Source organism: Brevundimonas sp. (genome assembly GCF_046295075.1).
Taxonomy (GTDB): Bacteria; Pseudomonadota; Alphaproteobacteria; order Caulobacterales; family Caulobacteraceae; genus Brevundimonas.
The window spans coordinates 205,498-231,555 of sequence record NZ_JBKBOC010000003.1 but is presented as its reverse complement, the minus strand read 5'-3'; the positions used below and the strand labels follow the sequence as shown (position 1 = coordinate 231,555).

Annotated in this window: 26 protein-coding genes and 3 tRNA genes; 6 read left to right on the top strand and 23 right to left on the bottom strand. The window is 64.8% G+C overall.

Annotated elements, in window-relative coordinates:
- Positions 1-4 precede the first annotated feature (4 nt).
- From ACK4MH_RS04495 to ACK4MH_RS04420, 16 genes are all read right to left on the bottom strand, one after another.
- Positions 5-1,489: an NADH-quinone oxidoreductase subunit M gene (locus ACK4MH_RS04495; protein ID WP_409715337.1), complete on the bottom strand. Its 1,485-nt coding sequence runs from the start codon at positions 1,487-1,489 to the stop codon at positions 5-7.
- Between the two features lie 4 nt (positions 1,490-1,493).
- The gene (nuoL, locus tag ACK4MH_RS04490) at positions 1,494-3,605 is read right to left on the bottom strand and encodes an NADH-quinone oxidoreductase subunit L (protein ID WP_409715334.1); all 2,112 of its coding nucleotides are present in this window, start codon (positions 3,603-3,605) and stop codon (positions 1,494-1,496) included.
- Positions 3,606-3,607: 2 nt separating this feature from the next.
- Positions 3,608-3,916 (bottom strand): NADH-quinone oxidoreductase subunit NuoK, encoded by a 309-nt coding sequence (nuoK, locus tag ACK4MH_RS04485; protein WP_135195887.1) that lies wholly within the window; start codon positions 3,914-3,916, stop codon positions 3,608-3,610.
- Positions 3,916-4,542, bottom strand: coding sequence for an NADH-quinone oxidoreductase subunit J (locus ACK4MH_RS04480; RefSeq protein ID WP_135195886.1), 627 nt, complete (start codon positions 4,540-4,542; stop codon positions 3,916-3,918). Before ACK4MH_RS04480 ends, nuoK begins: the two co-directional genes overlap by 1 nt.
- Before the next feature lie 72 nt (positions 4,543-4,614).
- On the bottom strand, positions 4,615-5,106 hold the full coding sequence (gene nuoI, locus ACK4MH_RS04475; protein ID WP_159851118.1) for an NADH-quinone oxidoreductase subunit NuoI: 492 nt from the start codon (positions 5,104-5,106) through the stop codon (positions 4,615-4,617).
- A complete protein-coding gene (locus ACK4MH_RS04470) occupies positions 5,106-5,300 on the bottom strand; it encodes a hypothetical protein (RefSeq protein ID WP_409715328.1) in 195 nt (64 codons plus the stop codon). Before ACK4MH_RS04470 ends, nuoI begins: the two co-directional genes overlap by 1 nt.
- Positions 5,297-6,370 carry an NADH-quinone oxidoreductase subunit NuoH gene (gene nuoH, locus ACK4MH_RS04465; RefSeq protein WP_314121506.1) on the bottom strand — a complete coding sequence of 358 codons (1,074 nt, stop codon included), beginning with the start codon at positions 6,368-6,370 and terminating at the stop codon, positions 5,297-5,299. Before nuoH ends, ACK4MH_RS04470 begins: the two co-directional genes overlap by 4 nt.
- Before the next feature lie 3 nt (positions 6,371-6,373).
- A complete protein-coding gene (gene nuoG / locus ACK4MH_RS04460) occupies positions 6,374-8,419 on the bottom strand; it encodes an NADH-quinone oxidoreductase subunit NuoG (protein WP_409715325.1) in 2,046 nt (681 codons plus the stop codon).
- Positions 8,419-8,910 (bottom strand): hypothetical protein, encoded by a 492-nt coding sequence (locus ACK4MH_RS04455; protein ID WP_409715322.1) that lies wholly within the window; start codon positions 8,908-8,910, stop codon positions 8,419-8,421. The genes nuoG and ACK4MH_RS04455 overlap by 1 nt, the downstream gene beginning before the upstream one ends.
- Before the next feature lie 2 nt (positions 8,911-8,912).
- The gene (nuoF, locus tag ACK4MH_RS04450) at positions 8,913-10,226 is read right to left on the bottom strand and encodes an NADH-quinone oxidoreductase subunit NuoF (protein WP_409715319.1); all 1,314 of its coding nucleotides are present in this window, start codon (positions 10,224-10,226) and stop codon (positions 8,913-8,915) included.
- A gap of 5 nt (positions 10,227-10,231) precedes the next feature.
- The gene (locus ACK4MH_RS04445; RefSeq protein ID WP_409715316.1) at positions 10,232-10,495 is read right to left on the bottom strand and encodes a hypothetical protein; all 264 of its coding nucleotides are present in this window, start codon (positions 10,493-10,495) and stop codon (positions 10,232-10,234) included.
- Positions 10,495-11,172 carry an NADH-quinone oxidoreductase subunit NuoE gene (nuoE, locus tag ACK4MH_RS04440; protein ID WP_409715313.1) on the bottom strand — a complete coding sequence of 226 codons (678 nt, stop codon included), beginning with the start codon at positions 11,170-11,172 and terminating at the stop codon, positions 10,495-10,497. The genes ACK4MH_RS04445 and nuoE overlap by 1 nt, the downstream gene beginning before the upstream one ends.
- Positions 11,169-12,347 carry an NADH-quinone oxidoreductase subunit D gene (locus tag ACK4MH_RS04435; protein ID WP_346495527.1) on the bottom strand — a complete coding sequence of 393 codons (1,179 nt, stop codon included), beginning with the start codon at positions 12,345-12,347 and terminating at the stop codon, positions 11,169-11,171. The genes nuoE and ACK4MH_RS04435 overlap by 4 nt, the downstream gene beginning before the upstream one ends.
- A gap of 86 nt (positions 12,348-12,433) precedes the next feature.
- Positions 12,434-13,063 (bottom strand): NADH-quinone oxidoreductase subunit C, encoded by a 630-nt coding sequence (locus tag ACK4MH_RS04430; protein WP_409715310.1) that lies wholly within the window; start codon positions 13,061-13,063, stop codon positions 12,434-12,436.
- Positions 13,060-13,689, bottom strand: a complete 630-nt coding sequence (locus ACK4MH_RS04425; protein ID WP_409715307.1) for a NuoB/complex I 20 kDa subunit family protein — start codon at positions 13,687-13,689, stop codon at positions 13,060-13,062. The genes ACK4MH_RS04430 and ACK4MH_RS04425 overlap by 4 nt, the downstream gene beginning before the upstream one ends.
- The gene (locus tag ACK4MH_RS04420) at positions 13,659-14,036 is read right to left on the bottom strand and encodes an NADH-quinone oxidoreductase subunit A (protein WP_409715304.1); all 378 of its coding nucleotides are present in this window, start codon (positions 14,034-14,036) and stop codon (positions 13,659-13,661) included. The genes ACK4MH_RS04425 and ACK4MH_RS04420 overlap by 31 nt, the downstream gene beginning before the upstream one ends.
- A gap of 205 nt (positions 14,037-14,241) precedes the next feature.
- Here ACK4MH_RS04420 and ACK4MH_RS04415 point away from each other — a divergent pair, with 205 nt between their 5' ends.
- The 3 genes from ACK4MH_RS04415 (at position 14,242) to ACK4MH_RS04405 (ending at position 16,203) form a co-directional block, all read left to right on the top strand.
- Entirely contained in the window at positions 14,242-15,873 is a 1,632-nt protein-coding gene (locus ACK4MH_RS04415; RefSeq protein ID WP_409715301.1) for an AbgT family transporter, read from the top strand.
- Between the two features lie 96 nt (positions 15,874-15,969).
- Positions 15,970-16,046 (top strand) — tRNA-Asp (locus ACK4MH_RS04410).
- An 80-nt stretch (positions 16,047-16,126) separates the two neighbouring features.
- Positions 16,127-16,203, top strand: a tRNA-Asp gene (locus ACK4MH_RS04405).
- Between the two features lie 94 nt (positions 16,204-16,297).
- On the opposite strand, the gene ACK4MH_RS04400 is transcribed toward ACK4MH_RS04405, so the two are convergent.
- Positions 16,298-17,548 (bottom strand): glycosyltransferase, encoded by a 1,251-nt coding sequence (locus ACK4MH_RS04400; protein WP_409715298.1) that lies wholly within the window; start codon positions 17,546-17,548, stop codon positions 16,298-16,300.
- Positions 17,549-17,859: 311 nt separating this feature from the next.
- Between ACK4MH_RS04400 and ACK4MH_RS04395 the strand changes: the two genes are divergently transcribed.
- Complete coding sequence (locus tag ACK4MH_RS04395) at positions 17,860-21,153, top strand: autotransporter outer membrane beta-barrel domain-containing protein (protein ID WP_409715295.1); 3,294 nt, start codon at positions 17,860-17,862, stop codon at positions 21,151-21,153.
- A gap of 59 nt (positions 21,154-21,212) precedes the next feature.
- Here the strand turns inward: ACK4MH_RS04395 and ACK4MH_RS04390 are convergent.
- The 3 genes from ACK4MH_RS04390 to lon form a co-directional block, all read right to left on the bottom strand.
- Positions 21,213-21,289 (bottom strand) — tRNA-Val (locus tag ACK4MH_RS04390).
- A gap of 33 nt (positions 21,290-21,322) precedes the next feature.
- Positions 21,323-21,598, bottom strand: coding sequence for an HU family DNA-binding protein (locus tag ACK4MH_RS04385; protein ID WP_409715292.1), 276 nt, complete (start codon positions 21,596-21,598; stop codon positions 21,323-21,325).
- 100 nt (positions 21,599-21,698) lie between these two features.
- Positions 21,699-24,095 (bottom strand): endopeptidase La, encoded by a 2,397-nt coding sequence (gene lon, locus ACK4MH_RS04380; protein ID WP_409715289.1) that lies wholly within the window; start codon positions 24,093-24,095, stop codon positions 21,699-21,701.
- 280 nt (positions 24,096-24,375) lie between these two features.
- On the opposite strand from lon, the gene ACK4MH_RS04375 reads away from it, so the two are divergent.
- Both ACK4MH_RS04375 and ACK4MH_RS04370 read left to right on the top strand, forming a co-directional pair.
- A complete protein-coding gene (locus ACK4MH_RS04375) occupies positions 24,376-24,504 on the top strand; it encodes a hypothetical protein (RefSeq protein ID WP_409715286.1) in 129 nt (42 codons plus the stop codon).
- A 202-nt stretch (positions 24,505-24,706) separates the two neighbouring features.
- Positions 24,707-24,904, top strand: coding sequence for a hypothetical protein (locus ACK4MH_RS04370; RefSeq protein WP_409715283.1), 198 nt, complete (start codon positions 24,707-24,709; stop codon positions 24,902-24,904).
- Positions 24,905-24,913: 9 nt separating this feature from the next.
- Here the strand turns inward: ACK4MH_RS04370 and ACK4MH_RS04365 are convergent, their stop codons facing one another.
- Genes ACK4MH_RS04365 through ACK4MH_RS04355 form a run of 3 tightly spaced genes read right to left on the bottom strand, consistent with a single transcriptional unit; the run spans position 24,914 to position 26,054 of the window.
- Positions 24,914-25,261: a TfoX/Sxy family protein gene (locus tag ACK4MH_RS04365; protein WP_409715280.1), complete on the bottom strand. Its 348-nt coding sequence runs from the start codon at positions 25,259-25,261 to the stop codon at positions 24,914-24,916.
- 1 nt (position 25,262) lies between these two features.
- The gene (locus tag ACK4MH_RS04360) at positions 25,263-25,652 is read right to left on the bottom strand and encodes a HesB/IscA family protein (RefSeq protein WP_135195444.1); all 390 of its coding nucleotides are present in this window, start codon (positions 25,650-25,652) and stop codon (positions 25,263-25,265) included.
- 12 nt (positions 25,653-25,664) lie between these two features.
- Entirely contained in the window at positions 25,665-26,054 is a 390-nt protein-coding gene (locus ACK4MH_RS04355) for an SUF system Fe-S cluster assembly protein (RefSeq protein ID WP_159850384.1), read from the bottom strand.
- Between the last annotated feature and the right edge of the window lie 4 nt (positions 26,055-26,058).

Sequence of the window (26,058 nt, the reverse complement as noted above, 5' to 3'; positions counted from 1 at the left end):
GGTCTCACCCGCCGATCGCGGCGCGATAGGCGCTGGTCAGGGCCTCGACGGCAGGCCCGGTGTAATCGAGGACGGCGGCCGGATAGACCCCCAGCCAGATGGTGCCGATGATCAAGGGCACGAACAGCAGCAGTTCGCGCTTGTCGATGTCGGTGATGGTCTCAAGCTTCGGATTGGTGATCTCGCCGAACATGACCGCGCGGTACAGCGTCAGCGCATAGACCGCCGAGAAGATCACGCCCGAGGCCGCCACCAGAGCCGCCCAAGTCGAAGCCTGATAGGCGCCCGTCATGGTCAGCACTTCGCCGACGAAGCCCGAGGTGCCCGGCAGGCCGACGTTGGCCATGGTGAACATCAGGAAGATGGCCGCATACCAGGGCATCCGCGACGTCAGACCGCCGTAGAAGGCGATCTCGCGGGTGTGCATCCGGTCGTAGACGACACCGACGCACAGGAACAGCGCGCCCGAGATCAGACCGTGGCTGATCATCTGGAAGATGGCGCCCTGCATGCCGACGTCATTGCCCGAGAAAATGCCCAGGGTGACGAAGCCCATGTGCGCCACGGACGAATAGGCGATCAGCTTCTTGATGTCCGTCTGACGCCAGGCGACCAGCGACGTATAGACGATGGCGATCACCGACAGGGTGAAGACCAGCGGACGGAACATCTCCGACGCGACCGGGAACATCGGCACGTTGAACAGGATGAAACCATAGCCGCCCAGCTTCAGCAGGATGCCGGCCAGGATGACCGAGCCTGCCGTCGGCGCCTGGACGTGGGCGTCGGGAAGCCAGGTGTGGACCGGCCACATCGGCATCTTGACCGCGAAGGAGGCGAAGAAGGCCAGCCACAGCAACGGCTGAACCGCCGGGTCGAAGGCGTATTGCTTCAGCTCGGGGATGCTGGTGGTGCCAGCCTCGTGCGCCATCCACAGCATGGCCAGCAGCATCAGGACGGACCCCAGCAGGGTGTAGAGGAAGAACTTGTAGGCGGCGTAGATCCGGTTCGCGCCGCCCCAGATGCCGATGATCAGGAACATCGGCACCAGCGTGCCTTCGAAGAAGATGTAGAACAGGAACAGGTCCAGCGACGTGAACACGCCGATGACCAGCGTTTCCAGCACCAGGAAGGCGATCATATATTCGACGACGCGCGTCTCGATCGATTTCCAGCTGGCCAGGATGCAGATCGGCATCAGGAAGGCCGTCAGCAGCACGAACAGGATCGAGATCCCGTCCACGCCCAGGTGGTAGCTGGCGCCCGCGAACCACGGGACGAACTCCACGAACTGATAGCCGGTATTCGCCGGATCGAAGCCGGCGACCAGCACGACCGAGACGGCCAGGGTGACCAGGGTCGTGACCAGGGCGATCCAGCGCGCGGCCGGCGCAGCGGCGTCGGCCGACTTGAAGGTCAGCCGGGCGACGAAGAGCGCCAGGGCCCCGATCAGGGGCAGGAATGTAACGAGGCTCAGGATGTAGGGCACGAGATCAGGCTCCCCACGCGAGGATGGCGAAGGTGAGCAGACCGGCGACCCCCAGCAGCATCACGAAGGCATAATGATAGACATAGCCGGACTGGATCTTGGCCAGTCGAGCGGCGGATTTCAGCGACACCCAGGCAGCGCCGTTCGGACCGAGACCATCGATGATCTTCACGTCGAAGATCTTCCAGAAGACGTCGCCGATGGCCTTGAAGCCGCGCACGAAGACGAAGTCGTACAGCTCGTCGAAATACCACTTGTTGTAGAGGAAGCGGTAGATGACGCCGTTCCGCTCGGCCATGCGTCGGCCCATGCCTTCGCGAGCGACGTAGATCCAGTAGGCGAAGGCCGTGCCGATCAGGGTCAGGATCAGCGGCGACCACTTCACCCAGGTCGGAACGTCGTGGCTCTCGTGCAGGACGTGGTTGTTTTCTCCGGTGAAGATCGCCCCGCGCCAGAACTCGCCCTCGTGGTGGCCGATGAAGTGCGGCGCAAAGACGAAACCGGCGGCGACGGCGCCGACCGACAGCAGGATCAGCGGAACCAGCATCACCCACGGGCTCTCGTGCGGCTTCAGCGGGCCATGATGACCGTGGTCGTCATGGGCATGGTCTTCATGGGCTGCGTGCGCGACGGCATGACTATGATCGTCGGGCAAGGGCTCGGAGTGTGTCTCCAGCTGCGCGTCCGTGGCGTGATCGTCGCCGTGGTGCGCCCCCTCTTCCTTCCACACCGGCTTGTTGTGGAAGGTCATGAAGACCAGGCGCCACGAATAGTAGGCCGTCAGACCGGCGGCGATGATGCCGACGAAGAAGGCGAACAGGCCGATAGCCGAATGACCCGAGGCCGCCGAGGCGTAGGCGCTCTCGATGATCGAGTCCTTGGAATAGAAGCCGGCGAAGCCGCCGACGCCGGGGATGCCCAGGCCGGTGATGGCGATGGTGCCGATGGTCATCACCGCATAGGTGACGGGCAGCAGCTTCCACAGTCCGCCCATCTTCCGCATGTCCTGCTCGTGATGCATGCCGTGGATCACAGAACCGGCGCCCAGGAACAGCAGCGCCTTGAAGAAGGCGTGGGTGAACAGGTGGAACATGGCGGCCTGATAGGCGCCCACGCCCGCTGCGAAGAACATGTAGCCCAGCTGCGAACAGGTCGAATAGGCGATGACCCGCTTGATGTCGTTCTGGGTCAGGCCGACCGTCGCGGCGAACAGGGCCGTGATCGCGCCGATGATGGCGATGATCTGCGAGGCGCCCGGCGCATACTCATAGATCGGCGACAGCAGGCAGACCATGTAGACGCCGGCGGTCACCATGGTCGCGGCGTGAATCAGGGCCGACACGGGCGTCGGACCTTCCATCGCGTCCGGCAGCCAGGTGTGCAGGAAGAATTGGGCCGACTTGCCCATGGCGCCGATGAACAGCAGGAAGCCGGCCAGATCCAGGGCGGACCATTGGACGCCCAGGAACTCCCACGTCGTGTTCGCCTTGGTGGCGATCATCGGGAACAGTTCGGCGAACTCGATCGTGCCGTACATCCAGAAGATCGTCATGATCCCCAGGACGAAGCCGAAGTCGCCGACGCGGTTGACGACAAAGGCCTTGATGGCGGCGGCGCTGGCCGTCGGCTTCTTGAACCAGAAGCCGATCAGCAGATAGGACGCCAGGCCCACGCCTTCCCAGCCGAAGAAGATCTGCATGAAGTCGGCGGCCGTCACCAGCGCCAGCATCATGAAGGTGAACAACGACAGATAGGCGAAGAAGCGCGGCCGGCTGTCGTCCTCGGCCATATAGCCCCAGGAATACAGGTGGACCAGCGACGAGACGCTGGTGACCACGATCAGCATGGTCGCCGACAAGGCGTCGATGCGGATCGACCAGGCCGACTGGAAGTCGCCCACATTGATGAAGGGCGCCAGGCGAATGGTGAAGGGCTCCATATGGCCCCAGGTCCATTGCCCGAACACCGTCCAGGCGACGGCGCACGAGAAGAACAGCAGGCCGGTCGTGACGGCCTGCGACGGGATATTGCCGATCCGGCGTCCGAAGAAGCCGGCGACGGCCGCGCCCAGCAGCGGGGCGAAGATCCCGAGAATGACGAGGGTATGGAAAGTCACGCTCAACCCTTCATCACGGAGGCGTCGTCGACGGCGATGTCGCCGCGGTTACGGAAGAAGGTCACCAGGATGGCCAGGCCGACGGCGGCCTCGGCCGCGGCGACGGTCAGGACGAACATGGCCATGATCTGCCCGCTGATGTCGTTCAGATAGGTCGAGAAGGCGACGAAGTTGATGTTCACCGCCAGCAGGATCAGCTCGATCGACATCAGGATGATGATGACGTTCTTGCGGTTCACGAAGATGCCGAACACCCCGATGGTGAACAGGATCGCGGCGACCGTCAGATAATGGGTCAGACCGATGTCCATCAGAGAAGCTCCTCGGCGCTGACGCCCTCGCCCGTCGCGGCAGGCTTGATCTCGACCGACTTGCGACGGTCGCGGTTCACCTGATCGCCGGGGTTCTGGCGTTTGATATTCGGCTTGTGGCGCAGCGTCAGGGTGATGGCGCCGATCATCGCGATCAGCAGCACGATCCCGGCCGCCTGGAAGAAGTAGACGTAGTCGGTGTAGAGCACGCGACCGATGGCCTCGACATTGGTCACGCTGGCGTCCGGCGCGCCCGGCGCCGGGAGGCCCGCCGCCGCCCCGCCCTGGACCACGGCGACCGAGACGATGATCATTTCCACCAGCAGCACGGCGGCGATGATCGCCCCCAGCGGCAGATAGCGCGCGTAACCTTCGCGCAGCTTCAGGAAGTCCACGTCCAGCATCATGACGACGAACAGGAACAGCACCGCAACCGCGCCGACATAGACGACGACCAGCAGCATCGCCAGGAACTCGGCCCCCAGCAGCACGAACAGGCCGGCCGAGGAGAAGAAGGCCAGGATCAACCACAGCACGCTGTGCACGGGGTTGCGCGCGGTCACGACCAGAAGGCCGGAAACCGTGGCGACCGCCGCCAGCAGATAGAAGGCTATGCCTTGCAGCATGTCGGGACGAAGCCCCTTTCGTATCGGCCGCGACCCCGTTTTTGGAATCGTCGGCCCGTTAGCGTGAGCGCCTTAGCGGTAAGGCGCGTCGAGTTCCAGATTCTTGGCGATCTGCCGTTCCCAGCGGTCGCCGTTATCGAGCAGGCGTTGCTTGTCGTAGAGCAGTTCCTCGCGCGTCTCGACGGCGAATTCGGAGTTGGGGCCCTCGACGATGGCGTCCACCGGGCAGGCCTCCTGGCACAAGCCGCAGTAGATGCATTTGACCATGTCGATGTCATAGCGGGTTGTGCGGCGGCTGCCGTCGGCGCGCGGTTCGGCCTCGATGGTGATGGCCTGGGCCGGGCAGATGGCCTCGCACAGCTTGCAGGCGATGCAGCGTTCCTCGCCGTTCGCATAGCGACGCAGCACGTGTTCGCCACGAAAACGAGGCGACTGCGGGTTTCGCTCGAACGGATAGTTCACGGTCATCTTGGGCCGCGCCATGTACTTCAGCGACAGACCGATGGCGCCGATGACGTCCAGCATCATCGCGCCCTTGGTCGCCTGGACGATACGGGTGAACATCAGGGCTTATCCTTGGGAGCGGGCGTCGTCTTTGGGGCGGTCTGGGGAGCCGTCTGGCTGGCGCGCCAGTCCTGTTCGATGCGGTCCTGGCGTTGCTGCCACTGATAGCTCGACTCAGGCATGCGCGTATTGTCGGGCGCGCAGGCGGCCGTCAGGGTCAGCAGGCCGAAGGCGATGACAAGACCCTTCATCACGACCCCACCACGAAGACGCGCCAGGCCGAGACGATCACGACGGCGACCAGCGAGGTCGGCAGGAAGATCTTCCAGCCCAGTCGCATCAGTTGATCATAGCGATAGCGCGGCACGAAGGCTTTCACCATCGAGATGCAGACGAACCAGAAGACCGTCTTGGCCATGAAGGTCAGCAGATAGATCGTGTAGGCGATCCAGGCCGGCAGCCCATCCATCCAGGCCTGCGGCACGCCGGGGTTCCAGCCGCCGAAGAACAGCAGGCTGATCATCGCCGACATGAAGACGATGTTGACGTACTCGCCCATCATGAACAGCAGGTACGGGGTCGAGCTGTATTCGACCTGATAACCGGCGACCAGTTCGGACTCGGCCTCGGGCAGGTCGAATGGCGGACGGTTCGTCTCGGCCAGGGCCGAGATGAAGAAGATGATCGACATCGGGAACAGGATCACGACCAACGGCCAGGTGTCGGCGCCGCCGCCGAAGCCGTACCAGTTCCAGAACATGCCCTTCTGGCTGTCGACGATGGCCGACAGGTTCATCGTGCCGGCCAGCAGGATCACATTGATGATGATCAGGCCCAGCGAGACTTCATAGGACACCATCTGCGCGGCCGAACGCAGCGATCCCAGGAACGGATACTTCGAGTTTGAAGCCCAGCCGCCCATGATGATGCCGTACACGCCCAGCGACGAGACCGCGAAGATGTACAGGATGCCGACGTTCAGGTCCGACACCACCCAGCCGGGCGCGAACGGAATGACCGCCCAGGCCATGAAGGCTAGGATCACGGTGATGATCGGGGCGATGATGAAGACCGCCTTGTCCGCACCAGCCGGGATCACGACCTCCTTCAGCACGAACTTGATCATGTCCGCGAAGGACTGAAGTAGGCCGAAGGGACCGACGACGTTCGGACCCTTGCGCATCTGCACGCCCGCCCAGACCTTGCGGTCGGCCAGCAGCAGGAAGGCGACGGCGATCAGCACGCCGACCGTGATCAGCAGGACCTGACCGACGGTGATCAGCGTCCAGCCCAGAGGCGTGGCCCAGAAGGAAACGGGGTCCATGGCTTACTCCGCCGCCATTGCGACCGGGGCGATCCGCAGTGCGGACAGCTCGGCCATCGTCGCGCTGGCGCGCGCTATCGGATTGGAAAGATAGGGGTCGGTGATCGCCGAGGCGAACACCCGATCGCCCAGGTCGCCCTTGGCGCCCAGGGCCGCAACGTCGAACGCCGCCGGCGCCGGCAGATAGTCGATCCGGCCGAAGGTCGGATGATCGCCCATCAGCTTGGCGCGCAGCTGCTCCAGCGTGTCGTAAGGCAGGGTCCGGTCCACACGGGCCGACAGGGCGCGGATGATGGCCCAGTCTTCCTTGGCCTCGCCCTTGGGGAAGACGACGCGTTCGGCCATCTGCACCCGGCCTTCGGTATTCACATACAGGCCGGCCTTCTCGGTGTAGGCCGCCCCCGGCAGGATGACGTCGGCGCCGTGAGCGCCTCGGTCGCCGTGGCTGCCCAGATAGACGCGGAAGGCGTTCGAGCCGGTCGGATCGACCTCGTCGGCGCCCAGCAGGAACAGCACGTCCAGCGCATCCGGCTTCAGCATCTCGGCGACCCTCAAGCCGCCTTCACCAGGCACGAAGCCCATGTCCAGACCGGCGACGCGCGCGGCGGCGTGATGCAGGACGTTGAAGCCGTTCCAGCCGTCGGTGACGACGCCGACCTTTTTCGCCAGGGTGCCCAAGGCGTTCAGGACGGCCGGGCCGCCCTCCCCGTTCAGCGCGCCGGATCCGACGATGATCGCCGGACGCTCGGCCTTGGTCAGGAAGTCCATCGCCGACTTGGGCAGTTTGCCCAGGGTCTGCGAACCGGCGCCCAGATAGGCGTAGTCGAAGGTCAGGTCGGCCTGTTCGCCGATCAGGCCGATTTCGACGTCGCCCTTGATCCAGCTCTTGCGCAGACGGGCGTTAAGCAGCGGCGCCTCGATGCGCGGGTTCACACCCACGATCAGGATGGCGTCAGCCTTTTCAATACCTTCCAGGCCGGTGTTGAACAGCCAGCCCTCGCGCGGGCCATAGCCCAGGGCGGCGCCGTCCTGGCGGCAGTCGGTGTTATTCGAGCCCAGGGCGCGGAACAGGTCCAGCGTCGCCTTCATCGACTCGGCGTCCTGCAGGTCGCCGGCGATTACGCCGATGCGGTCTGCGGCCGCGGCCTTGATCTTGGCGGCGACGGCGTCCAGCGCCTCGTTCCACGACGCGGCGCGCAGCTTGCCGTTCTCACGAATCCACGGGCGATCCAGGCGACGCGCGGTCAGGCCGTCCACAACATAGCGGCTCTTGTCCGACAGCCACTCCTCGTTGATGCCCTCGTTCACGCGCGGCAGGACGCGCATGACCTCGGAGCCGCGGAAGTCGGCGCGGATGTTCGAACCCAGCGCGTCCATGACGTCGATGGTCTCGGTCTTCTTCAGTTCCCACGGACGATAGTGGTACTGCCAGGGACGGTGCGTCAGGGCGCCGACCGGGCACAGGTCGTTGACGTTGCCCGACAGTTCCGAGGCGACCGACTTCTCCAGATAGGTCGTGATCTCGGCGTCCTCGCCGCGCGAGATCATGCCGATGTCCGGCACGCCGGCGACTTCGGTGATGAAGCGGACGCAGCGCGTGCATTGAATGCAGCGCGTCATGAAGGTCTTGATGGTCGGACCCATGACCTTTTCTTCGACCGCGCGCTTGTTCTCGGCATAGCGCGAACCGTCGCGGCCATAGCCCATGGCCTGGTCCTGCAGGTCGCACTCGCCGCCCTGGTCGCAGATCGGGCAATCCAGCGGGTGGTTGATGAGCAGGAACTCCATCACCCCTTCGCGGGCCTTCTTGACCATCGGCGTGTCGGTGAAGATTTCTTGGCCCTCGGCGGCCGGAAGCGCGCACGACGCCTGCGGCTTCGGCGGTCCGGGCTTCACCTCGACCAGGCACATGCGGCAGTTGCCGGCGATAGACAGGCGTTCGTGGTAGCAGAAGCGCGGTATCTCCTGCCCCGCGCGCTCGGCGACTTGGAGCACGGTCATGCCGGGCTCGAACTCGGTTTCGACGCCGTTGACCTTGGCGACTGGCATCAGCGGGCCTCTTCTTCAGCGGGAACGGCCAGTTCGGCCTGTTCCGTGGTCCCGTTCGGGAGCGTCTGTGTGATGGTGATCGTGTCGCCGTCCATGACGTAACGGATCACCGGGTCGCCCGACTGGTTCATCCAGCGAACGAGCGTTGCATCGGGCAGATCGAGCGGTTTCCACACGATCAGATCGTTTTCCACACGGCAGTCGGCGCGCATCCGCCCGCCGTCGACCGGCGCGCGCCACGAGGCGTGGGCCACGCCGTTCTCGACGCCATCGACGGCGACGGCCGCGGGTTCCTGGCCGTGAACCTGGGCCAGACCGGCCTGGCACACGCGGCGCAGTTCGCCGACGGTCAGAACCTTGGGCGCCATCTGCACGGCGTCCGAAGCCTTGACCTCGGCCGACACCTTTTCCGCAGGCGTGGGCGCAGCGTCACGCTCGCCGCAGGCGGCGAGAGCGAAGGCTCCGATCACGATGGCGGGGGAAAGGCGCATTCCTACTCCGCGGCGATGGCATGGCCGGCGAAATTCGCGCGGCGGCTGCGGTAGTTGGCGATGCGGTCTTCGATTTCGTGACGGAAGTGACGGATCAGGCCCTGCACAGGCCAGGCGGCGGCGTCGCCCAGGGCGCAGATGGTGTGGCCCTCGACCTGGCTAGCGACGTCCAGCAGCAGATCGATCTCCGACGGATCGGCCTCGCCCACGGCCATCCGCTCCAGCACGCGCCACATCCAGCCGGTGCCTTCGCGGCACGGCGTGCACTGGCCGCAGCTCTCGTGCTTGAAGAAGTAGCTGATGCGGGCGATCGCCTTCACGATGTCGGTCGACTCGTCCATGACGGTGACACCGGCCGTTCCAAGCGACGAGCGAACCTCGCGCATGGAATCGAAGTCCATCAGGACCGTCTCGGCCTGCTCGCGCGTGATGACCGGGCAGGACGCGCCGCCGGGGATGATGGCTTTCAGATTGCCCCAACCGCCGCGAACGCCGCCGCCGTGATCCTCGATCAGCTGACGCAGCGGGATCGACATGGCCTCTTCGACGACGCAGGGCGTGTTCACGTGCCCCGACAGGGACATCAGCTTGGTGCCGGTGTTGTTCGGACGACCGAAGCTGGCGAACCAGTCGGCGCCGCGACGCAGGATGGTGCCGACGACGGCGATGGACTCGACGTTGTTCACCGTGGTCGGGCAGCCGTACAGACCCGCGCCGGCCGGGAACGGCGGCTTCAGGCGCGGCTGGCCCTTCTTGCCTTCCAGCGATTCCAGCAGGGCCGTCTCTTCGCCGCAGATGTAGGCGCCGGCGCCGTGGTGGATATAGACGTCGAAGTCCCAGCCGTGGACGTTGTCCTTGCCGATCAGCTTGCCTTCGTAGGCCTGCTTGACGGCGGCTTCCATGCGTTCGCGCTCCAGCACGTATTCGCCGCGCAGGTAGATGTAGCAGACATGGGCCTGCATCGCGAAGCTGGCGATCAGCGCGCCTTCGATCAGCAGGTGCGGATCATGGCGCATGATCTCGCGGTCCTTGCAGGTCGCGGGCTCGGATTCGTCGGCGTTGATGACCAGGTAGTGAGGACGATCCTTCACTTCCTTGGGCATGAACGACCACTTCAGGCCTGTCGAGAAGCCCGCGCCGCCACGGCCGCGCAGACCCGAGGCCTTGACGTTGTTGATGATCCAGTCGCGACCAAGGTCCAGCATGTCCTTGGTGGCGTTCCAGGCGCCGCGATTCTTCGCCCCGTCCAGCGTCCAGTCCTGGAAGCCGTACAGGTTGGTGAAGATGCGATCCTTGTCTTCGAGAATGCCGATCATGGCCCTCAGAGTCCTTCCGCCAGACGGCGCTTGTGGTGACGAGTGCGCATCCAGATGGCCGCAATGACCATCACCCAGCCCGCCGCCAGCATGAAGTAGGAGAGATTGACCGCCCAAGGTCCGACCGCGCCCTGACGCGAGATCAGGATCAGAACGGCCGCGCCGACGACCATCGCCAGACCGCCGGCCCGCAACGGACGTCCGACGCCGCGCAGTTCCTTGCGATAGGCCGCACGGCCCTCGTCGGTGCTCAGATCAGGCGGCGCCATCAGGCCGGCGCCTTCTCGACCGGAGCCGGGTCGCTGTTGGGCAGCTTCTTGATCGGCTTGGCGGCCGACCCGTCATAGAGTTTGGCGTCCAGCAGCGTCTTGGCGCCGCCGGCCGGTTCCGACGTGACCCGGCCGGCATACGATCCCGGCTTCGGCGTCTTGCCGGCGGCGAAGTCGTCGATGATCTGGCCGATGGTCTCGGGCGTCAGGTCTTCGAAATAATAGTCGTTGATCTGGGCCATGGGCGCGTTCGAACAGGCGCCCAGGCATTCGACTTCCTGCCAGGTGAAGCGGCCGTCGGCGGACAGATGATCCTTGGGACCGATCTTGTCCTTGCAGACCTTCATCAGCTCATTGGCGCCGCGCAGCATGCACGGCGTGGTGCCGCACACCTGGATCAGCGCCGTTTTGCCGACCGGCTCCAGCATGAACATGGTGTAGAAGGTCGCGACCTCCAGCACCCGGATGAAGGGCATGCCCAGCAGTTCGCCGACGGCGCGGATGGCGGGTTCGGAGACCCAGCCCTCCTGCTTCTGCACCAGCCACAGGATTGGGATCACCGCCGACTGGCGACGGCTTTCCGGGTATTTCTTGATCCACCACTCGGCCTTGGCCGTGGTGTCGGCCGTAAAGGCGAACGAGGCCGGCTGTTCCTTGGCGAGACGACGAACGCTCATCGGTCCACTTCTCCGAAAACGATGTCGAGCGAGCCCAGGATGGCGGACACGTCGGCCAGCTGGTGGCCGCGGTTCATCCAGTCCATTGCCTGCAGCGAGCGGAAGCCCGGCGCCGAAATCTTCACGCGATAGGGTTTGTTGGTGCCGTCCGACACCAGATAGATGCCGAACTCGCCCTTGGGCGCTTCGACCGAGGCGTAGACCTCGCCCTCAGGCGTCTTGAAGCCCTCGGTGTACAGCTTGAAGTGATGGATCAGGGATTCCATCGAGCGCTTCATCTCGCCACGACGCGGCGGAACGATCTTGTTGTCCTCGATCATCACCGGCTCGCCGGGGCAGTTGCGCAGCTTGTGGATGCACTGCTCCATGATCCGCACCGACTGCTTCATCTCTTCGATGCGCACCAGATAGCGGTCCCAGCAGTCGCCGTTCTTGCCGACGACCACGTCGAACTCCAGCTCGGCATAGCACTCGTACGGTTGCGACTTGCGCAGGTCCCAGGCGATGTTCGAGCCACGCAGCATCACGCCGGTGAAGCCCCACTCCAGGGCCTGCTGCTTCGACACCACGCCGATGTCGACGTTGCGCTGCTTGAAGATGCGGTTTTCGGTGACCAGGCTTTCGATGTCCTTCAGCGCCGGCGGGAACTCGTGGCACCAGCGGCCGATGTCGTCGATCAGGTCCATCGGCAGGTCCTGGTGGACGCCGCCGGGACGGAAGTAGTTGGCGTGCAGACGAGCGCCGCAGGCGCGCTCGTAGAACACCATCAGCTTCTCGCGTTCCTCGAAGCCCCAGAGCGGCGGCGTCAGGGCGCCGACGTCCATGGCCTGGGTCGTCACGTTCAGCATGTGCGACAGGATGCGGCCGATTTCAGAATACAGGACGCGGATCAGTTGCGCCCGATACGGAACCTCGATGCCCAGCAGCTTCTCGATGGCCAGGCAGAAGGCGTGCTCCTGGTTCATCGGCGCGACATAGTCGAGACGATCCAGATACGGCACGTTCTGGAGGTAGGTGCGCGCCTCCATCAGCTTTTCGGTGCCACGGTGCAGCAGGCCGATGTGCGGATCGACGCGTTCGACGATCTCGCCGTCCAGCTCCAGCACCAGGCGCAGCACGCCGTGCGCGGCCGGGTGTTGCGGACCGAAATTGATGGTGAACTTGCGGTCTTCCATCTCGCGCGCGTGGGCGGTGCGCGTGTCGAGGTCGTCCTCGAACACATCGACGCCCAGCGGCGGCAGGGTGGGGTTTCCGTCAGCCATTACGCCTGGCCTCCCGCCTTCTCGTCGCCCGGCAGAACCGGCGCGGGGTATTCGGCGCCTTCCCAAGGCGACAGGAAGTCAAACGTGCGGAACTCTTGCGTCAGCTTGACCGGTTCATAGACCACGCGGCGCTGTTCCTCGTCGTAGCGGACCTCGACATAGCCCGTCATCGGGAAGTCCTTGCGAAGGGGATGCCCCTCGAAGCCGTAGTCCGTCAGCAGGCGACGCATATCCGGGTGGCCCGAGAACAGCATGCCGTACATGTCGTAGGCTTCGCGCTCGAACCAGTTGGCGGCCGGATAGGCCGAAATGACCGAGGGCACCGGCTGGGTCTCATCGGTCGACACCTTGACGCGCAGGCGCGCGTTCCGGGTCATCGACAGCAGATGATAGACGACCTCGAACCGTTCCTTGCGATCCGGATAGTCCACGCCGCAGAGGTCCAGCAGCTGCTGGAAGCCGAACTGATCGCGCAGCGCGGTCAGCACCTCGACGATCCGCTCGCGCGGCGCGACCAGCGTCAGCTCGCCGAATGCGATCTGCGCCTCGACGCCCAAGGCGCCGACCATCTCCGCGCCCAGCGGCGTCAGGGCGACTTCTTGTTGGGCTTGAACAGCCAGAGACGTCATCGGTCGATCGTCCCCGTGCGACGGATCTTCTTCTGCAGTTGCAGCAGGCCGTAAAGCAGCGCCTCCGCCGTCGGCGGGCATCCGGGCACATAGACGTCCACCGGCACGACGCGGTCGCAACCGCGAACGACGCTGTAACTGTAATGATAGTAGCCCCCGCCGTTGGCGCAGCTGCCCATCGACACGACGTAGCGCGGGTCGGGCATCTGGTCGTAGACCTTGCGAATGGCTGGAGCCATCTTGTTGGTCAAGGTGCCGGCGACGATCATCAGGTCCGACTGACGCGGGCTGGCGCGGGGCGCCATGCCGAAGCGCTCGACGTCGAAGCGCGGCATCGACATCTGGATCATCTCGACGGCGCAGCAGGCCAGACCGAAGGTCATCCACATCAGCGAGCCGGTGCGCGCCCAGTTGATGACGTCGTCGGCGGCGGCGACCAGATAGCCCCGCTCGCCGAGTTCCATGTTCACGGCCTCGAAGAACTTGTCGTGGATCTTGGGATCATAGCCCTCGACGGTCGAACGCGCGGCGGCGCCAGCCGGAACCAGCGGCGCGCCGGAAGCCGTGACCAGGGTCGTCGGCGTGGAAGTGGCGACTACTCCCATTCCAGGGCTCCCTTCTTCCACTCGTAGATAAAGCCGATGGTCAGCACGCCCAGGAAGACCATCATCGACCAGAAGGCGAAGATCATGCCGCCGTGCGACAGGTCGAACATCGACACCGCCCACGGGAACAGGAAGGCGACTTCCAGGTCGAAGATGATGAACAGGATCGACACCAGATAGAAGCGGATGTCGAACTTCATGCGCGCATCGTCGAAGGCGTTGAACCCGCACTCATAGGCCGAAAGCTTTTCGGAATCCGGATTCTTCGGCGCCAGCAGAAGCGGCAGCGCGATGAACAGGATGCTGATCAGGCCGGCGACGCCCGCGAAGATGACCACCGGAAGATATTCGAGAAGGAATGCGTTCATTCGAAGAACCTCGTCCGCCGGGGAGAGGCGGGATTCGGCGCTTCTTAGACCCAAGAACGTCGCCGTTCAAACCCCTGCGGACATTGGCTTTTCATTGAGAATGGATCGCAAGTTTCTGCGCCATATGTCGCAGGCCCGACGCTTGCGCGGCTGGCGTCCGCAAAGCCCTATTGCGGGCCTGATCGTGTAACCGAAAGTCATCCGAATGAGCGCAGCCAGCCGCGCCCTGAACGCCGTGGAGCGGATCGGGAATCGCCTGCCCGATCCCGTGTTTCTGTTCTTATGGCTGATCGGGGGACTGATCGTCCTCAGCATGGTCGGCGCGGGCCTGGGATGGTCCGCCGTCAATCCGGTGACCGGCGACCAGTTGGTCGCCAAGAGCCTGCTGTCGCCTGAGAACCTGGGCCAGCTGATCATTGGCATGCCGCGCACCCTGGCCGATTTTCCGCCGCTGGGGATCGTCATCACCATTATCTACGGCGCATCGGTCGCCGAGCGGACAGGCCTATTCGCCACCGCCATTCGCGGCGCCCTGCTGAACGCGCCGCGCGCCATACTGACGCCGATCGTCGTGGTCACCGGCATGGTGTCCCACCACGCGTCGGACGCGTCCTATGTGGTCGTCATTCCTCTGGCGGCCGTGATCTTCGCGGCTGCGGGCCGCAACCCGCTGGCAGGTCTGGCGGCAGGTTTCGCCGCCGTCTCGGGCGGATACGCCGGCAATCTGTTTCCTGGGGCCAGCGATGCGCTGATCCTGGGCATCACCGAACCGGCCGCTCAGCTGATCGACCCGTCCTATTCGGTGAACATCGCCGGCAACTGGTTCTTCATCGTGGGCGTGGTGTTCGTCTTCACCCCCATCGTTTGGTTCCTGACGGATCGCGTGATCGAGCCACGCCTGGGCGTCTGGAAGCCGGCCGAGGGCGTCGCCGCACCCAACGCCTCGGAAAAACAGCCCCTGACCGCCGCCGAGAAGCGCGGCCTGCGGTTCGCCGGCCTGGCGATTCTGGGCATGATCGCCCTGTGGGCCACGCTGACCTTCCTGCCCGGCTCGCCGTTCGTCGATCCCGAGGTCGATCCGGAGCAGAAGTTCAATCCGCTCTACAAGTCCCTGGTCGCCTTCTTCGCCATCACCTTCTTCGTCGCCGGCGGGGCCTATGGCGCCGGGTCCGGGACGATCAAGTCGCACCGCGACATGGTGACGATGATGCGCGACGGCATCGCCCAGCTGGCGCCCTATATCGTGCTGGCCTTCTTCGCCGCCCATTTCGTGGCCATGTTCAACTGGTCGGGCCTCGGACCGATCCTGGCGGTGAACGCGGCGGCCGGGCTGAAGACCCTGGCCCTGCCCGCCCCGCTGCTGCTGATCTGCGTCGTCTTCATCTCCTGCTTCTTCGACCTGTTCATCGGCTCGGCCTCGGCCAAATGGTCGGCCCTGGCGCCCATCGTCGTGCCCATGTTCATGCTGCTGGGCATTTCGCCCGAGATGACGACGGCCGCCTATCGGATGGGCGATTCGGTCACCAACATCGCCACGCCCCTGATGAGCTACTTCCCGCTGATCCTGACCTTCGCCCAGCGTTGGGATCCGCGATTCGGCCTGGGATCACTAATGGCGACGATGCTGCCCTATGCCGGGGCCTTCCTGGTCGCAGGTCTAGCCATGGTGGCGGCCTGGGTCGCCTTCGACCTGCCGCTGGGGCCAGGGGTCGGCGTCCACTATGAGCCGCCCGCGCCGGCTGTGGCCGCTCAGGAGCCCACGAGCGGCGGCCTGGCGGGCCCGCACAGCCCGCCCCAGGCGGCGATCGTCACGCCGTCCACAGCCCCGTCGCGTTGAGGGTCGCGTTTCTCCGAAAAGGTCGCTTGACGCGATGTGTCAGCCCGCCTAAACGACGCCCCTCGCCGGGGCGCACAGCCGCTTCGGCCGGGAAACGCGGGTGTAGCTCAGTTGGTTAGAGTGCCGGCCTGTCACGCCGGAGGTCGCGGGTTCGAGCCCCGTCACTCGCGCCACTCTCTCTAGTAATAGATAGAGTGGCGCACACCGCCTTCCCAAAAGCTTTCGAAACAGCTCAAAAGTTTCGACCTGATACGCGGGTGTAGCTCAGTTGGTTAGAGTGCCGGCCTGTCACGCCGGAGGTCGCGGGTTCGAGCCCCGTCACTCGCGCCACTTCTTTTCCAGACATTGCAAAAAGAAGTGGCGCGCCCCCGTTTCGGAACGCGCCTTAATTCAATCGCTGATCGCCGTGCGTCTGCACGACCGATCAATGCAGCGGCAGCGCCGTGTCCGGGTTCACGAAGGCCGCCTCGCCCGTCAGCTCGCCATAGACCATGCATAGGTCCTCGAACACGCGGTTCCAGGCGAACTGGCTGACCGCCTTCTCCCGCGCCGCCCGGCCGATGGCTTCGATGTCGCGCGCGAACAGGGCCTCGACCGCCTGGGCATAGTCGTCGGCGTCAGCACTGACGGCCAACTGACCCACGGTCTCGTCCACCGTCTCGGCGACTCCGCCTGCGTTGACCCCCACCACGGGCCGCCCGCACGCCATGGCCTCCAGCACGATCAGGCCGAAAGGCTCCTTGTCGTTGGCGTGAACGAAGGCGTCGCAGCTGGCGATGATCTTGGCGACCGCCTTGGGATCGCTTTCATACGGCATGGAGATCACGCGATCTTCCTCCGGCATCCCGGCGCCGGCGCCGACCAGAACCAGATAATAGGGCGCGCCGAGCTTCTGGACCGCCTCGATCAGCACGTCGACGTTCTTCTCCTTCGCGGGCCGTCCGGCGAAGCAAAGCAATCGGGCGTCCTCGCCCAGGCCCAGCTTGTTCAACAGCCATTGACGGTCCCGGCGTTCCGGCCGGAAGGTGTCGATCTCCACGCCCAAGGGACGGATGACGATATTGTCGACTCCGGCCTCCTCAAGCCGCCGCGCGATGAACCGGCTGGGCGACACGACACGATCGAACTGCGAAAACAGCTTGGCCCAGCGCTTCTCGACCGGCTTCTTGGCCCATTCGCCGAAGTGCAGCGCCGCGAGCCCTGCAGGATCGGAGTGGCAGAAACCGACGACCGGGCATCCGACCCGCTGGCCGGCCTCCAGGGCGCCCTGCCCCGGCGTATAGGGATCACCGGCCTCGATGATCGACGGCTTCATCGCCGCCACCCAGGCGCTCCAACGCTTGACCGAACTGGGCCAGCGATAGCCGTCGCCGAACGGCAGCTTGGTCGCCCGCAATTGCACGATGCCGTCGGCGCGCGCCTTGTGCCGGGCGCCGGGCACGATCAGCGAATGGCTGACGCCGGGCCGGTTTGATTCGATCCAGGCCTTCTTGGACAGGATGTAGCGTTTCACCCCGCCCGAACGCGGCGCATACAGCATGGTGGTGTCCACCAGGCGTGGCCGCTCGTCCATCGCCGCCGCCTTCAGGGCCCGCAAGGTATCGGCGACTTCCACGTCCAGCCCCGGAATCAGTCGGAGTTCGCTTTCCTGAACGTCGAGGTCTGTCATGCTCATGGGGTGTTCTCGCCTGGTCTGGGCTGTCGAACGCCGAAGGGGTTCGTTGGATGCGTCGCCTGGACGCCGCCCTTAGACCTCGCGACGGCCGTAAACCCCGTCGCGGCAAAGCTCAAGAGCGACGCGCTGCAAAACGCTCCGTATCCCCCGCAACGCTCGCGAACCGCAGAACACGGGTCCGTTCATAGGCAGGGTCGCCAGCAACTGCGGCCTTGTATTCGCCTCAAATTCGATAAACTTGGAAGGCTGGCGCGGACCCTGCTAAGGGATCGGCCGTACCGTGATGCGTGACCACCAGGGGTTTCTACCGAATGCGTATTCTGCTCGCGACCGCCGTAGCGATCGCCCCCTTGATGGCCGCCGCCGGAGCTCAGGCCGAGATCGTCATCTCGACCGCCCGCACGACGCCCATCCAGACCTCCAATGCGACCGGCACGGCCGCCGATAATATTCGCATCGCCAGCGGCGGCAGCGTCGCCGTCGCCTCGGGCGCGGCGGTGACATTGAACTCGAACAACACGGTTGATCTGGATAGCGGCAGCTCGATCACCATGGACAAGTCGGCCGACGGTTCGACAGGCATCCTGGTCAACGGGGGCAACACCGGCTCGGTCATCGTCGGCGGAACCATCACCGTCAACGACACGCAGGAAACGGCGGACATCAAGGATACGGACGGCGACGGCGACCTGGACGGTCCCTTTGCCACCGGAACTAACCGCTATGGCGTGCGGGTCACGGGCGCATCGCCCTTCACCGGCAACATCCTCGTCGAAAGCACTGGGGCGATCGCCGTCGAAGGCAACAACTCCTACGGCCTTTCGGTCGAATCGGCTGTGAACGGCAAGCTGCAAAGCCTGGGCACAGTGCGCGTCACCGGCAATGACAGCACCGCCATTCGTACGGCCGGCCCCGTCTCCGGCAACGTCGATCTCTCCGGCTCTATCTCGGCGCTCGGGGCCAATGCGACCGGCGTCTCCATCGAGGGCGACGTCGGCGGCGCGCTCAAGATCCACTCCTCGGTCGTCGCTACGGGCTACCGCTACACGACCCCTCCGTCCGTACGCCCCACCACGGGCACCTTCGACAACGCCACAACCCTGTTCCTCGACGAACTGGACGCGGATGATCTGCTCCAGGGAGGGCCGGCCGTGCGCGTGGGCGCCAACGTCGCTGGCGGCGTGTTGCTGGACAACGCCTTGGTCTATTCCGCTCTGGGCATCGAGGGAGACGACGACAAGGACGGCGTCAAGAACGGCGACGAGGACGATGACGGCGACGGCGTCAAGAACCGCGACGACACCGATCGTGATGGTGACGGCGTTCCTGACGTCAGCGAGACAGCAGCTTCGATCACCTCTCTGGGCGGCGCGCCTGCCCTTCTGATCGGTTCCACATCCAATACCGTAACATTGGGCGCCGTCGGCACGGGCGACGCGGCCTATGGCCTGATCAACCGCGGCAGCATTGTCGGTTCCGGCCTCTATTCCGGCATCGAATCCCGAGCGGTTCAACTTGGCGTCACGGGTGGCCAGGCCGTCAACATTGTCGGAGGGGTCCGCAACGAAGGCGGCATCTCTTCGACGGCCGTCGATGCCAACGCCACCGCAGTATGGGTAGGATCGGGAGTCACAGCGCCGACGATCAACAACTCCGGCAACATCCAGGCCACCGCTTCGGGAACGAAGACGGAGAACGCCACGGCCGTATTGATCGGCGCGGGCTCCAACGTCGGGTCGCTGACCAACACCGGCAACATCGTGGCATCCTTCGGCGGCAACCACGGTTCGGCCACTGTCATCCGCGACCAATCGGGTTCGCTGACCCAGCTTAACAACGCCGGATCGATCGTTGGCTCGCTGACGCCCAGCACCACGGACACTACGCCGGTGGACGGAACGGTCACTGCGATCGACCTGTCGGCCAATACGACCGGCGTCACTCTGCGCCAGTACGGCATCCCCGCCGCCGCAGACAGCACGGCCGTTGACACAGATAAGGATGGTGTGCCGGACGCCAGCGAGCCAGCCATCGTCGGTGCAATCAAATTGGGCTCGGGCGCCGACACGCTCAACATCGAGAACGGCGTCGTCAACGGGGACATCGATTTCGGCGCCGGCGCCGACAGTCTGAATATCAGCGGCGGCGCGTTCGTGTCGGGCGCGATCAGGAACGGCGACGGTCTCCTCGACATCAACGTGTCCAAGGGCACGCTGGCCGCCACCCAGACGGGCGCCACGGCGATCTCCAACCTTAACATCGGCGCGGAAGGCGCCCTGCTGGTCAACCTGGACCCGGCGAACAACACGGCAGGCGGCTTTAACGTCAGCGGCAATGCGACCCTTGCGACCGGCTCGACACTTGGCGTTCGCTTCGCGTCGCTCATTGACGGACCCGAGCGGTTCAACGTCATCACCGCCGGCACGCTGAATGTGGGCCAGATCAACCAGACACTCCTTTCCGAGAACTCGCCCTATCTTTACGTGGTCGAAGGCGGCGTTGCGGGCAACACTGTCTATGTCGATGCGCGCCGCCGCACCGCATCGGAAGCTGGCCTGATCCCGGTCGAAGCCTCCGCCTACGACGCCGTGTACGGCGCGCTGGGGTCCAACGAGACGCTTCGCAACCTCTTCCTGTCGCAGACCTCGCGCGACGGCTTCGTTGACGCCTATGAGCAGATGCTGCCCGACCATTCCGGCGGTCCGCTGATGTCGCTGTCGGCCGGCGTGGACGCGGTCACCCGCGCCCTCACGGGTCGCAACGCCGTCGCTGCGCCCGGCGAAACCAGCGCCTGGGTGCAGGAGATCAACTTCTACGCCGACAAGGACAAGACCCATTCTTACGGCTTCCGCTCGGAAGGCTTCGGCGTCGCGGGCGGTGTGGAGAAAGGCTCCAGCCTGGGCGCTTTCGGCATCACGGCCGCCTTCACCTCGTCCGACATCAAGGACCCCGAGGCCGAAGCCGAAGAGGTGCTGTCGGCCAACCTGCTGGAACTGGGCCTCTACTGGCGCGCCCAAGGTCAGTACTGGACGACCTGGGCTCGTGCAGCCGGCGGTTACGCCTCCTTCACCGCCGATCGTTCGCTGGTCGCCAGCGGCGTCTATCTGAACAATAAGTCCGACTGGCATGGCTGGACGGCGGCGGTCGCCGGCGGCGCTTCGTATGAGCGCAACTTCGGTCGCCTGAACGTTCGCCCCGAAATCTATGGCGAGTATTTCAGCCTGTCCGAAGGCGCCCGCAGCGAGACCGGGGGCGGCGACGGCTTCGACCTCGACATCGATTCGCGCGACAGCCACATCTTCTCTGCGGTGGCCGCCATGAACATCGGCTACGGCTTCGGTCGCAACGGCTGGGTGCGTCCTGAACTGCGCATCGGCTATCGCCAGAACATCTCGGTGGATGCCGGTGAGACCATCGCCCGCTTCGCCAGCGGCGGCCCCGACTTCATCCTGTCGCCGGACGCTGTCGAAGGCGGCGGGCCGATCCTGGGCTTCCGCCTGAACTTCGGCAACGAGCTGGGCATGCTGTCGGTTACCGGCGACGCCGAGCTTCTGGAAGACTACGTCCGCTACTCGCTGCTGCTGCGGGCCAGCTTCCGCTTCTGATCGAAAGCGAAAGCCAGAAACACGAAAGGCCGCCGGAGCGATCCGGCGGCCTTTTTGTTTGGTAGGCGGCGACGGGTTCGAACCGCCGACCCTCTCGGTGTAAACGAGATGCTCTGACCAGCTGAGCTAGCCGCCCTCAATGCAGAGCCGGGCTTATGCCCGTTGGACTTCAACCGTTCAAGGCGCTTTTCAAACCTTCCCCGGCGCGAAAGCGCGCGGTGCGGGACGCGGGGCGCGCCACGGCGGCCCCTGTCTGGGGATTGCGGGCGACGCCGGCCTTGCGCTCGACCGCGACGAAGCTGCCGAAGCCGATCAGCTTGACGTCCCGACCCGCCGACAGCGCTTCGGCCACACCATCGGTAAAGGCCTCAAGCGCCGATTTCGCCTGGTCGCGGCTGATGTTCGCCGCGCTGGCCATTCGGCCGATCAGTTCCGCTTTGGTCATCTGTCCTCCGAACGAATCACTAAAGGGCAGATCGACGGTTGCGTCAAAAACGAAAACACCGCCGGCATGCTCACCGGCGGCGCTTCCTGTTCAACTCAGCCTAGTGACTGACGGCGGCGGCAGGCCCTTCAAGCGGTGGCATCTGCGCCGGCAGAGGATCCGTCGCCTCGTCCCATTCGACCGGGGTCAGCGTGCCCACCAGGGCCCATTTCAGCGCCTCGTCCGCCGTGGAGATCGGCACGATCTCCAGCGCCGACTTCACATTGTCCGGCACGTCCGCGAGGTCCTTCTCGTTCTCTTGCGGGATCAGCACCGTCTTGACGCCCGAACGAAGGGCCGCGAGCAGCTTCTCTTTCAGGCCGCCGATGGCGGTGACCCGGCCGCGCAAGGTGATCTCGCCGGTCATGGCGATGTCCTTCCTGATCGGGATGCCCGTCAGGACCGAGACCATGGCCACGGTCATGGCGACGCCGGCGGACGGACCGTCCTTGGGCGTGGCGCCGTCCGGCACGTGGACGTGGATGTCGGTCTTCTCGAACACCGGCGGCTTGACGCCGAAGGCGAGCGCGCGCGAGCGGACATAGGAGGCGGCGGCGGAGATCGACTCCTTCATCACCTCCTTCAGATTTCCGGTCACGGTCATGCGGCCGCGGCCCGGCATCTTGATCGCCTCGATGGTCAGGATGTCGCCGCCGAATTCGGTCCAAGCCAAGCCCGTAACGATGCCGACCTGATCCTCCTCGTCCGTCTCGCCGTAACGGAACTTCTTCACGCCCGCGTATTCGGCCAGCTTGGCGTCATCCACCGTGATCGACTTGGCGCCCGTCTTGGCCATCTCGCGCACAGCCTTGCGGGCCAGGCCGCCTAAGGCGCGTTCCAACGACCGGACGCCAGCTTCGCGGGTGTAGTATCGGATCAGGTCGCGGATCGTGTTTTCCGGCACGATCAGCTCGTCGGCCTTCAGACCATGGTCCGTCAGCTGTTTGGGCAGGACGTGGCGCTTGGCGATCTCGACCTTCTCGTCCTCGGTGTAGCCAGACACCCGGATGATCTCCATCCGGTCCATCAGCGGCTGGGGCATGTTCAGGCTGTTCGCCGTCGTCACGAACATCACCTGAGACAGGTCGTAGTCCACCTCCAGATAGTGGTCGCCGAAGGTCGAGTTCTGGGCCGGGTCCAGCACCTCAAGCAGGGCCGAGGACGGGTCGCCGCGCCAGTCGGAGCCCAGTTTGTCGATCTCGTCCAGCAGGACGAAGGCGTTGGTGGTCTTGGCCTTCTTCATCGACTGAATGATCTTGCCGGGCATGGAGCCGATATAGGTCCGGCGATGGCCGCGGATCTCGCTCTCGTCGCGCACGCCGCCCAGCGACATGCGGACATATTCCCGCCCGGTCGCTTTGGCGATGGACTTGGCCAGCGAGGTCTTGCCGACGCCGGGAGGACCGACGAGGCACAGGATCGGCCCCTTCAGGCTGCCGGTGCGGGCCTGGACGGCCAGATATTCGACGATCCGTTCCTTGACCTTCTCCAGGCCGAAGTGGTCCTCCTCAAGGATCTCCTCGGCCTTGACCAGGTCGATCGGCTTCTGCTTGGCCTTGCCCCACGGCACGGACAGCAGCCAGTCGAGATAGTTCCGAACCACGGTCGACTCGGCCGACATCGGGCTCATGTTGCGCAGCTTCTTGACCTCGGCCTCGGCCTTGGTGCGGGCTTCCTTGGACAGGCGCGTCTTACGGATGCGCTTCTCCAGGTCCATGATCTCGTCGCGCGCGTCGTCGGTCTCGCCCAGCTCGCGCTGGATCGCCTTCATCTGCTCGTTCAGATAATATTCGCGCTGGGTCTTCTCCATCTGGCGCTTCACGCGCGAGCGGATCTTCTTCTCGACCTGAAGGACCGAGATTTCACCCTCCATCAGGCCATAGACCTTCTCCAGCCGCTTGGGCACGTCGAAGGTTTCCAGCAGGCCCTGCTTGTCGGCGATCTTGACCGACAGATGGGCGGCGACCGAGTCGGCCAGCTTGGAGGCGTCGGTGATCTGGGGGATGGAGCTGAGGGCCTCGGGCGGGACCTTCTTGTTCAGTTTCACATAGTTTTCGAACTGTTCGACCACGGCGCGCAGCATGGCCTCGGTCTGGGAGGCGTCGCCCGGCTCGTCCTCGATCTCGACGGCCTCGGCCTCGAAATACTCCTCGCGATCGGTGAACCGGGTCAGGCGCGCACGGCCCTTGCCCTCGACCAGCACCTTCACCGTGCCGTCGGGCAGTTTCAGCAGTTGCAGCACAGTGGCCAGCACGCCGATGGGATAGATGGCGTCGGGCGACGGATCGTCGTCGACGCTGTTCTTCTGGGTCGCCAGCAGGATCTGCTTTTCGCCCTTCATGATTTCGTCCAGCGCCTTCACGGACTTCTCGCGGCCCACGAAGAGCGGCACGACCATGTGCGGGAAGACGACGATGTCTCTCAGCGGCAGGACGGGCAGGATCTTTGGTTCGGTCATGATGCGTACTCCTGGGCCATTGATCATCTCCGGCCCGCCGCCACGGTCCGCCGGGCAAGAGGCCCGACCGGCGCATGACGGCCCGTCGATTCCGACGGCGTTCGGATGAGTATGTGGTTTGAAAGACCCACGGTTCAAGCGTGACCGATGAACCGCCCACATCTGCGTGGTCGCAAGGCCCGCGATCGCGCCGCTTTACGTCCGTATTATGCGGCGCGGCGCTTTCGACATGGCGGCTTTACGGGTTCGGGCGTCTGCTTGGGATCCAAGGAGATGCCCCATGAGCCGTTCACACCTGCTGGCGGAATCGCTAAAACGCCCCGCCCCAAAGCCGACCTCCGTCCAGATGGCGATGACCTTCATCGGCGTCCTGTTCGGCGCGCCGATTCTTCGGGGGCCGTCGCGATGATGCAGGGCCATGTCGAAGGCGGGGCCGCAGCCCCCGTCTCACCCCGACTATATAGGGTCGTGCCACGCGCAAGCAGCTGGGCGGTCGCGGTCAACCAGGCCACGACCCGCCCCCTGCCCGACCGCGTGTCTGCCGAACGCCTGGCTGCACGATTGCAGGCCGAGGCCGACCGCCTGAATCGCGACCAGCACAGGCGCACGCAATGATCGCGGCTGCACCCCCATCGCTGCCGGCCATCGAGACGCTGACGATCCAGCCTGTCGGCGGCCGCTGGCGTGTCACCTCCAGCGACGGTCTGTTCGAAGGCGTCTTCACCGACGCCAAGAGCGCCGTCCAATGCGCAAGGGCCGAGGCGGAAGCCCATCCCGGGCATGCCATCCAGATCGTGCCAAGCTCATAGAGAGGGAGGCTATCGGGTCTTTTTCGACGCCTTGCAAACCGCAACCTCCAACGACCGCCGCGCCCAGGCGACCGCCTCGTCGGGATCATCCAGCGCCGTCTCGGGCAGGGTCCAATAGCCCATGCTCATCGTCCGCCCATCCTTGGTCGGATAGGTGAACTGACGCGACCCGGCCTCCACGAACGCCTCGCCCAGCGCTTCGTCGCCTTTCAGCCAGACCACGCCGTCATCCAACAGGGCGAACATGACGCCGGAGGCATAGACCCCCGCCCCGCCGAACATCCGCTTGATCTCCAGCCGCCCAAGGTCGTGGAAATGCTCGCGCACCCATTCGCCGAAGTCGGCGTCGTACGCCATGTCAGTCGGCGGCGACCGGAACGATGGTGACGCTCTCGCCGCACCCGCAGGCGTCGGTCTGGTTCGGATTGTTGAACACGAACTTGGAGGCCAGTCGCGTCGTCTCGTAGTCGATCTCGGTGCCGATCAGGAACAGGACGGCCTTGGGCTCGATCAGGATGGTGACGCCCTTGTCCTCGACCACCTCGTCCAGCGGCCCGACGCTGTCGGCATAGGCGAAGGTGTATTCCTGTCCCGCGCAGCCGCCGTTCTTGACCCCGATCCGCAGACCGATGTGGTCGTTCTCGGCATTGTCCAGGATTTCGCGCACGCGCTCGGCGGCGGCGTCAGTAAGGGTGACGGCCTTGGGGCGCGGACGACGCGGACGGGATGTGGTTTGAAGATCGGTCATCAGACATATCCATCAGAACATATTCAGGGCCAGCTTGGCCTCGTCGCTCATCTTGGAACTGTCCCACGGCGGGTCGAACACCAGATTGGCCTTGGCGCTACGCACGCCCTCGACCTTCTCGACCGCCGTCTCCACCCAGCCCGGCATTTCGCCGGCGACCGGACAGCCCGGCGCCGTCAGCGTCATGTCCACCACCACGTCGCGGTCGTCATTGACGTCCACGCGATAGATCAGGCCCAGCTCATAGATGTCGACCGGGATTTCGGGGTCATAGACCGACTTCAACGCCTCGATCAGCTGATCGGTCAGCGTATCCAGCTCGGCCTGCGACAGGGCGCTCTTCTGAGGTTCGTCCCAGGCGTCCTTGAAGGCGTCGCTGTCTTGAATAGGTTGATCTGTCATCGGC

Bases quoted from the DNA above. Each gene is read 5' to 3' on its own strand.
- lon (WP_409715289.1), bottom strand. From the start codon at position 24,095: ATGACCGAACCAAAGATCCTGCCCGTCCTGCCGCTGAGAGACATCGTC.
- nuoK (WP_135195887.1), bottom strand. From the start codon at position 3,916: ATGGACATCGGTCTGACCCATTATCTGACGGTCGCCGCGATCCTGTTC.
- ACK4MH_RS04370 (WP_409715283.1), top strand. From the start codon at position 24,707: ATGATCGCGGCTGCACCCCCATCGCTGCCGGCCATCGAGACGCTGACG.
- ACK4MH_RS04430 (WP_409715310.1), bottom strand. From the start codon at position 13,063: ATGACGTCTCTGGCTGTTCAAGCCCAACAAGAAGTCGCCCTGACGCCG.
- ACK4MH_RS04355 (WP_159850384.1), bottom strand. From the start codon at position 26,054: ATGACAGATCAACCTATTCAAGACAGCGACGCCTTCAAGGACGCCTGG.
- ACK4MH_RS04455 (WP_409715322.1), bottom strand. From the start codon at position 8,910: ATGCGCCTTTCCCCCGCCATCGTGATCGGAGCCTTCGCTCTCGCCGCC.
- nuoI (WP_159851118.1), bottom strand. From the start codon at position 5,106: ATGTTCACCCGTATCGTCCAGGCGACCAAGGGCGCGATGATGCTGGAC.
- ACK4MH_RS04385 (WP_409715292.1), bottom strand. From the start codon at position 21,598: ATGACCAAAGCGGAACTGATCGGCCGAATGGCCAGCGCGGCGAACATC.
- nuoF (WP_409715319.1), bottom strand. From the start codon at position 10,226: ATGATCGGCATTCTCGAAGACAAGGATCGCATCTTCACCAACCTGTAC.
- ACK4MH_RS04435 (WP_346495527.1), bottom strand. From the start codon at position 12,347: ATGGAAGACCGCAAGTTCACCATCAATTTCGGTCCGCAACACCCGGCC.
- ACK4MH_RS04365 (WP_409715280.1), bottom strand. From the start codon at position 25,261: ATGGCGTACGACGCCGACTTCGGCGAATGGGTGCGCGAGCATTTCCAC.
- ACK4MH_RS04445 (WP_409715316.1), bottom strand. From the start codon at position 10,495: ATGGCGCCGCCTGATCTGAGCACCGACGAGGGCCGTGCGGCCTATCGC.
- ACK4MH_RS04415 (WP_409715301.1), top strand. From the start codon at position 14,242: ATGAGCGCAGCCAGCCGCGCCCTGAACGCCGTGGAGCGGATCGGGAAT.
- ACK4MH_RS04395 (WP_409715295.1), top strand. From the start codon at position 17,860: ATGCGTATTCTGCTCGCGACCGCCGTAGCGATCGCCCCCTTGATGGCC.
- nuoH (WP_314121506.1), bottom strand. From the start codon at position 6,370: ATGGACCCCGTTTCCTTCTGGGCCACGCCTCTGGGCTGGACGCTGATC.
- ACK4MH_RS04375 (WP_409715286.1), top strand. From the start codon at position 24,376: ATGAGCCGTTCACACCTGCTGGCGGAATCGCTAAAACGCCCCGCCCCA.
- ACK4MH_RS04360 (WP_135195444.1), bottom strand. From the start codon at position 25,652: ATGACCGATCTTCAAACCACATCCCGTCCGCGTCGTCCGCGCCCCAAG.
- ACK4MH_RS04420 (WP_409715304.1), bottom strand. From the start codon at position 14,036: ATGAACGCATTCCTTCTCGAATATCTTCCGGTGGTCATCTTCGCGGGC.
- nuoG (WP_409715325.1), bottom strand. From the start codon at position 8,419: ATGCCAGTCGCCAAGGTCAACGGCGTCGAAACCGAGTTCGAGCCCGGC.
- nuoE (WP_409715313.1), bottom strand. From the start codon at position 11,172: ATGAGCGTTCGTCGTCTCGCCAAGGAACAGCCGGCCTCGTTCGCCTTT.
- ACK4MH_RS04480 (WP_135195886.1), bottom strand. From the start codon at position 4,542: ATGCTGCAAGGCATAGCCTTCTATCTGCTGGCGGCGGTCGCCACGGTT.
- ACK4MH_RS04400 (WP_409715298.1), bottom strand. From the start codon at position 17,548: ATGAGCATGACAGACCTCGACGTTCAGGAAAGCGAACTCCGACTGATT.